Source organism: Aeromonas sp. Marseille-Q7275 (genome assembly GCF_965119515.1).
In genome coordinates, this window is record NZ_CBCPLW010000038.1 from 1 (window position 1) to 6024 (window position 6024).

Consider the following 6024-nt stretch of genomic DNA (forward strand, 5'->3'; position numbering starts at 1 on the left):
CCATGGGCTTGCGGGTGAGGGAAGAGGAAGAGATGCTGGGCGGGGACCTCCACGAGGGGGGGGTCAATGCCTACCCCGAGTTCGTCAGCACAAAAGCCAGCCCCTGACACCGCCAGTGGCGTGCGGGGCCCGGGGGAGACCTCGGGCCCCGCTCTTTTTTGGGGCGCCCTCAGCGCCCCTTGAAGGCGGGGTGATGCAACCGGCGATAGTGGTTCGGGGCCAGGCCGTGCTGGCGCTTGAAGGCGGTGGAGAAGTGGTACTCGTTCTTGAAGCCGCACTGGGCGGCCAGCAGTTTCACCGAGTCGGCCCGGCTCGCCAGCAGGAGCGCCGCCCGCTGCAACCGCAGCCGTTGCAGCAGCGCCATGGGGGCCAGCGCGAAGTGCTGCTGACAGAGCCGATAAAGCTGGCGCTCCGAGAGGTGCAGGGCGTCGGCCATCCGCCCTATGTCCCAGCACTCGGTCAGGGTTTCCTTGAGCAGCAGCTCCAGGCGCAGGGCCAGCCGCTCGCCGCGACTCTGCCCCTCCCCCTTCTGCAGCAGGCGGCGCAGGTAGAAACCGAGCTGCTCCACCAAAAGCGCACTGAGCAGCGGGTCCTGATGGCGCTCCTGCTCCGCATAGAGGTTCTCTATGGTGCGCAGCAGTGCCCCCTGCTGGGAGGTACAGCCCAGACGAGGGCGGCTCGCAAAGGCATCCCAGGGGGAGTCCTTGTGCAGCAGCAGCCACACCAGATCCCAGTCGCCCCCAGCCGTCGGTTGCGGCTGCTCCGGCGTGGGCCACTGCGTCTCCGGTAGCTGCGTCTCTGACCATCGCGTCTCTGACAATCGCATCTCTGGCAATCGATAGCAGAGCGGCTCCCCCGCCGGGATCAGCGCCCACTCCCCCACAGGCAGCCGCTCGAAGCGATCCCCCAGCAGCACCTCCCCCTCGCCCCCCAGGGTCAGCAGGAAGCAGTGCACGTCCGCCAGGCGGCGCTCGATGCGATAGCGGGTGCGCAGGCGGGAGTAGCCCGCCAGCCAGACCCGCTCCTGCGCGAGGGCGGGCAGCAGGCTGTCACAGCAGATCTGCTCGCGGCAGTCGGGGGAGACGTCGATAAGCTCGGGGTTGGCAGTGTCGGACATCATCAGGACGGGCTCAGCCATGTCGAAGGGGAAGGCCCCAGCATAACATCAAGGGCGCCTAGTCACAGGAGACCAGCCATGCACCTCCATCACGTCGCCATCCGGGCGCAGGATCCGGAGCCGCTCAAGGCATTCCACTGCCCCCTGTTTGGCGGGCAGACCAATGGGCGCGACCACAAGCCAAGCCGTTCAGCTCCTGCTTGGTACGCCTCGAGGGCGCCAGCCTGGAGCTGATACACAGCCCCAGCGACTGGCCGCGCTGTTGAAATGAAGGTCACTGCCTGGCCAGATCGTCGATCCCCGGATCAGCGCCCGGCCAGCGGCATATATACATGAGGCAGACGATGGATATGAGGGGTTATTGTTGAGTGAATCGCCCCGCAACATGGCGGGGCGCTTGAGGCCGCCGGGGAAAGCCGTCAATCCCCCCGGATAACGGCCAGCGGCACTGACCGTGCGACCCGCAGATGTCCTTCAAGATTGAGATGAAGGTGATCCCCAACATCGTAGTGCGCGCCGAGCCGCGACATGCATTCCGGATCCCGCACCAGCAGGTCGCTGTCAATCACCGCATCAAATTCCCCGCTGGTGCGCATCCAGTGATTCACTGCCTGCCGGACAACCTCTTTTTCTGGCTGATAGAAGCGCTCAATACCATACTCACCGGCTCCCCGCAGCGGCACCAGGGTGACGCCTGTCATGCGGATATGGTATTCCCGCGCCCTCTGCAGTAATTGCCGATAGCCCTTGATCAGCACCGTTGCCGCCGGCACCGGACTATCCGGATCCAGTGCCGTGCCCGCCAACCCGATATCATTCAGCCCGACCTGCACGATACAGCAGCTGACACCGGGTTGCTGCAGCACATCACGCTCGAAACGCGACAGGCTGGCGATGCCGATGCCGTCTTTCAGCAACCGGGAACCCGACTGCCCGGCATTCACCACCGCTATATTGTCGGCAACAAGGCACTCTGCCAAAAAATCTGTCCAACGGCCATAGGTGTCCATCTCCACGCCGTTGCCATCCACCATGGAATCACCGATGACCACCAGAGTGCGGCACGCGGATCCCGGCTGAACCTGGACGCTTTCAACCAGCAAACGGGAGCTGATTTTCTGACCGTCGCCGGCCTCTTCCCTGACGGCCTGATTACCCGGCTCAAGCAACGAAAAATGACGGGCATCCCAGTGAAAGGTATTGACCGGAATCGGCTCCGGCAGATAGGTCCGCAGAGTGATCACCGATAACGAGGGGATATCCAGTGGAATTTCATCACTGCACAGAGTCCCCCCCGCTGGAATTGTCGCGCCGGTTTGCCCATTAAAGGTGACAGCCATTGCGCCGCACAGATCAGGCACGGAAATATGGCTCTCGCCTATTACCAGTGGCTGGGCACCATAACGATTGGAAAAGATCAGCCGCAGCTTTTGACCGCCCAGGCTGATGCGCAGTGACTGCCGGAGTGTCTGATCCCCATCAATGACCGCTATATCCGATGGAAACGGAAACGCCTCTCCCGATGCAGGCTGGGAGCTGGAAAGCCAGGTGCATATCCACTCCTCGCGCACTGGCGAGGCTGAAGGCACTGAATATGACATCAGAAATTCTCCTGAAAGAAACAACCGAGTTATTGCGCGACCGGCGGGGCCGTCATGACATCGAAGCCGTGCATGGCGATATCCGTCATTGCCAGCAGACGCGCCCGGCTGACGCCATCCCGGGCCTGGATGGAGATCCCGTGAAACACGGTCGCCACATAATCCCCGAGCCCCTGTATATCGGTGTTTTCCGGCAGTTCGCCGGACTGAACGCCCTGCCGGATGCGCTCAATGATGCCCTCTATCCGCTCCCGGCGGTAACCGGCCAGCCATGCCATGATCTCTTCGTTATCACGGCCATAGTTGGTCAGCGACAGGACCACCATGCAGCCGTGAGGCCTATCGTCACGGGTGTAGGCTTCGACCGCGTTCACCAGCAGTTGCCTGACAGCCTGGCGGGTATCCGGCTGTGACAGGGCGGCGTCAGCAAAAGCCCCCTCTTCGGCCAGATAAAGCGCTATCGCCTCACGGAAAAGATTTTCCTTTGAGCCGAAGGCGGCATAAATACGGGCAGAAGCAATCCCCAGTGCAGCCACCAGATCAGACAGGGAAGTCCCTTGATAGCCACGCTGCCAGAACACCTCTTTTGCTATGCGCAACGCCTCTTCACGATCAAATTCTCTTGGTCTGCCAGCCATAACACACTCTCCGCATCTGTCATTTCAGACCAAGGCTACCAGTTCATTGTCGACTAACAAAGAATTATTTTTTGGTGATTGACAAAGATTGAGACGCCCTCTTACCCTATTCGCTGTTGATCGACAAACAATAGCCACCACCCCAGCTTACAGACGCCTTGTCTATGGCCTTCTGCGGGGATTCTTTATAGATAATTCAAACGGAAAGGATATGAACACATTCTTCAGAGTATCTCTGGCGGCAGTCATGCTGCTCACATTGCAGGGCACTGCGGTCGCGGCAAATACACAACGCCCGGCAGTGACGTCAGTAACAGCGCAGGTCAGTGAAGCCGGCTTTCAGCATCACTATGTCAAGGTAGCGGGGCAGAAGATCCATTATGTGACGGCGGGAAAGGGGGAGCCCGTGTTGCTGATCCCGGGCTGGCCGCAAACCTGGTATGCCTGGCGTCATGTGATGACCGGACTCGCCGCCGAAGGCTATATGGCGATAGCGGTTGATCCGCCGGGAACCGGTTATTCCGATCGGCCGAGCACGGGTTACGATACCGGGGCGGTGGCGACCACATTGCACAATATGATGAATCAGCTCGGTCATAAGCAATATTCGGTTGTCGGTCATGACATCGGCATGTGGGTGGGTTATGCCCTGGCCAGTGATTATCCCGCCGACATCAAGAAAATCGCATTGACCGAAGCGGTTATTCCGGGCCTGGCGCCGGCACCGTCCATCTTCGTCGATCCGCAGGACAATATTTTCCTCTGGCACTTCATGTTTAATCAGGTACAGGACTTGCCGGAAATGCTGACGGCCGGCAAAGAGCGGGAATATCTGAATTTTATTTTTGACCACTGGTCCTATCGTCGTGATCGCGTCGCAGCACAAACCTATATAGATGCTTATTCCTCCCCTGGCGGATTGCGGGCAGGCTTCGCGTATTACCGGGCGATTCCGCAAACCATTGCACAAAATAAACAGCGGGCAGAGAAAAAACTGCTGATGCCGGTGCTGGCAATAGGTGCGGATCATGCCACCCGTGACGCACCCCAGCAGACGATGCAGGGACGAGCGGTGAATTTGCAGGGCGCCATGCTCGGTGAATGCGGTCACTTCGTCACGGAGGAGTGCCCGGAACAGCTGATGACGGTATTGCTGCCGTTTTTGAAAAAATAAGTCCGCGCTCTTTTGCGGGTGATATCAAGACAGGCCCCCGACTCGGGGGCCTTCTTCTTTATGCCCGACATAAGCAGGCCCGCGAGTCTTGGTTTCACACCGGCTCAGCGTGGCGCAGTTGGCTCTTGGCACTCACCCGATCTCGGGTGCGCCGCAATCGACTGAAGATGATTGGCAGTTTCAGACATCATCAGGACGGGCTAAGCCATGTCGAAGGGGCAGACCCCGGCATAGCATTGGGGGTATCAACTCACAGGAGACCAGCCATGCATATCCATCACGTCGCCATCTGGGCGCAGGATCTGGAGGCACTCAAGGCATTCTACTGCACCCTGTTTGGCGGGCAGGCCAATGAGCGCTACCACAACCCGAGCAAACAGTTTTCCTCCTACTTCGTGCGCTTCGAGGGAGGCGCCAGTCTGGAGTTGATGCACACTCCCATATTGTTTCCGGCGGATCTCGCTCTGCCGCACCCGCTGCAGGGGCTGGCCCACCTCGCCTTCTCCCTCGGCAGCGTGGAGGAGGTTGACAAGATGACCGCCCGGCTCAAGCTGCTGAAAAGCGCCGAGGTGAAACACCTGGACGGCCCCCGCTGGACCGGTGACGGCTATTACGAGAGCACCTTCCTGGATCCCGAAGGCAACCGGCTGGAGCTGACCATCTAATACCTGAATGCTCCCCTCACCCTCCCCTCTCCCAACGGGAGAGGGGATAAAGCAGCATCCAGAATATGATCGCCAGTCATGTCGATTCGGTTGACGGCAAAAATAGTCAGCCACGTAGGTTCGATTAGCGAAGCGTAATCGGACAGCGTATTTTCTCCCTTCTCCCCTTGCGGGAGAAGGGTCGGGGATGAGGGGGAGGGAAAAAGAGGTTTCACTGTAAACGTTGAGCTTCACAGGCTCAGCCACAACCTACACATCGGTAGGTTGGTGCTGAGCCTGAGAAGCCCAACATACAAGATGAAATAAATGTGTTATCTGTCGAATCAATATGCGCATGTGGTTAGTGAGTCCAGTAACTTTCTGCGAGATATGAAATCTACATCTGTTAACTTACGTAAGTACCCACCGAACTCCATATCGACCTCATCAATTCCCGGCCAAAAAAAAGGAACCTTTTCATTTCTCAAGCTTTCAATAAACATGATGTGAGTTAGTGCCAAGACTATTCTAGGGAAGTTTGATGGCTCATTAAAATCATTATTTAAAAGATGCATAATCAGATGTCTATTAAAACCATTCATTTTCCCATCAGCCTGACTTGGCTTGTATAATACCAAGGAAAAGAAAATTCTGAATGCATTTATTACATCACATTGTGGGTTAACATGTGTTAAAAAATCTATTTCTACTTCACTGTTATAGCCCTTCCCTGGATGCCAGTCATATTTAGACATTTGTTTTCGACCGTGATTTAATATTAGTTGCTTAAGGCCTTTCTCAAACCCTACAGCACTGACATTGTTTACACCTTGATTGAGAATACTAACTT

The 6024-nt window shown here is 57.5% G+C and carries 7 protein-coding genes; 3 read left to right on the forward strand and 4 right to left on the reverse strand.

What is annotated here, in order from left to right; genetic code table 11:
* Positions 1-169: 169 nt before the first annotated feature.
* Complete coding sequence (locus ACWPWQ_RS21150) at positions 170-1120, reverse strand: helix-turn-helix domain-containing protein (protein ID WP_454010683.1); 951 nt, start codon at positions 1118-1120, stop codon at positions 170-172.
* A 75-nt stretch (positions 1121-1195) separates the two neighbouring features.
* On the opposite strand from ACWPWQ_RS21150, the gene ACWPWQ_RS21155 reads away from it, so the two are divergent.
* The gene (locus ACWPWQ_RS21155) at positions 1196-1351 is read left to right on the forward strand and encodes a hypothetical protein (RefSeq protein ID WP_454010684.1); all 156 of its coding nucleotides are present in this window, start codon (positions 1196-1198) and stop codon (positions 1349-1351) included.
* A gap of 185 nt (positions 1352-1536) precedes the next feature.
* Here the strand turns inward: ACWPWQ_RS21155 and ACWPWQ_RS21160 are convergent, their stop codons facing one another.
* Together ACWPWQ_RS21160 and ACWPWQ_RS21165 are read right to left on the reverse strand one after the other, a co-directional pair.
* The gene (locus tag ACWPWQ_RS21160) at positions 1537-2718 is read right to left on the reverse strand and encodes an SGNH/GDSL hydrolase family protein (RefSeq protein ID WP_454010685.1); all 1182 of its coding nucleotides are present in this window, start codon (positions 2716-2718) and stop codon (positions 1537-1539) included.
* 29 nt (positions 2719-2747) lie between these two features.
* On the reverse strand, positions 2748-3356 hold the full coding sequence (locus tag ACWPWQ_RS21165; RefSeq protein WP_454010686.1) for a TetR/AcrR family transcriptional regulator: 609 nt from the start codon (positions 3354-3356) through the stop codon (positions 2748-2750).
* Between the two features lie 211 nt (positions 3357-3567).
* Here ACWPWQ_RS21165 and ACWPWQ_RS21170 point away from each other — a divergent pair, with 211 nt between their 5' ends.
* Positions 3568-4530 carry an alpha/beta fold hydrolase gene (locus ACWPWQ_RS21170; protein WP_454010687.1) on the forward strand — a complete coding sequence of 321 codons (963 nt, stop codon included), beginning with the start codon at positions 3568-3570 and terminating at the stop codon, positions 4528-4530.
* A 266-nt stretch (positions 4531-4796) separates the two neighbouring features.
* On the forward strand, positions 4797-5195 hold the full coding sequence (locus tag ACWPWQ_RS21175) for a VOC family protein (RefSeq protein ID WP_454010688.1): 399 nt from the start codon (positions 4797-4799) through the stop codon (positions 5193-5195).
* Between the two features lie 323 nt (positions 5196-5518).
* Here ACWPWQ_RS21175 and ACWPWQ_RS21180 read toward each other — a convergent pair.
* A partial coding sequence (locus tag ACWPWQ_RS21180) for a hypothetical protein (RefSeq protein ID WP_454010689.1) occupies positions 5519-6024 on the reverse strand: 506 nt, incomplete at its 5' end.

What these genes read in the sequence shown, in the direction of transcription:
- ACWPWQ_RS21175 (WP_454010688.1), top strand. Translation starts at nt 4,797, where the DNA reads ATGCATATCCATCACGTCGCCATCTGGGCGCAGGATCTGGAGGCACTC.
- ACWPWQ_RS21165 (WP_454010686.1), bottom strand. Translation starts at nt 3,356, where the DNA reads ATGGCTGGCAGACCAAGAGAATTTGATCGTGAAGAGGCGTTGCGCATA.
- ACWPWQ_RS21160 (WP_454010685.1), bottom strand. Translation starts at nt 2,718, where the DNA reads ATGTCATATTCAGTGCCTTCAGCCTCGCCAGTGCGCGAGGAGTGGATA.
- ACWPWQ_RS21170 (WP_454010687.1), top strand. Translation starts at nt 3,568, where the DNA reads ATGAACACATTCTTCAGAGTATCTCTGGCGGCAGTCATGCTGCTCACA.
- ACWPWQ_RS21155 (WP_454010684.1), top strand. Translation starts at nt 1,196, where the DNA reads ATGCACCTCCATCACGTCGCCATCCGGGCGCAGGATCCGGAGCCGCTC.
- ACWPWQ_RS21150 (WP_454010683.1), bottom strand. Translation starts at nt 1,120, where the DNA reads ATGATGTCCGACACTGCCAACCCCGAGCTTATCGACGTCTCCCCCGAC.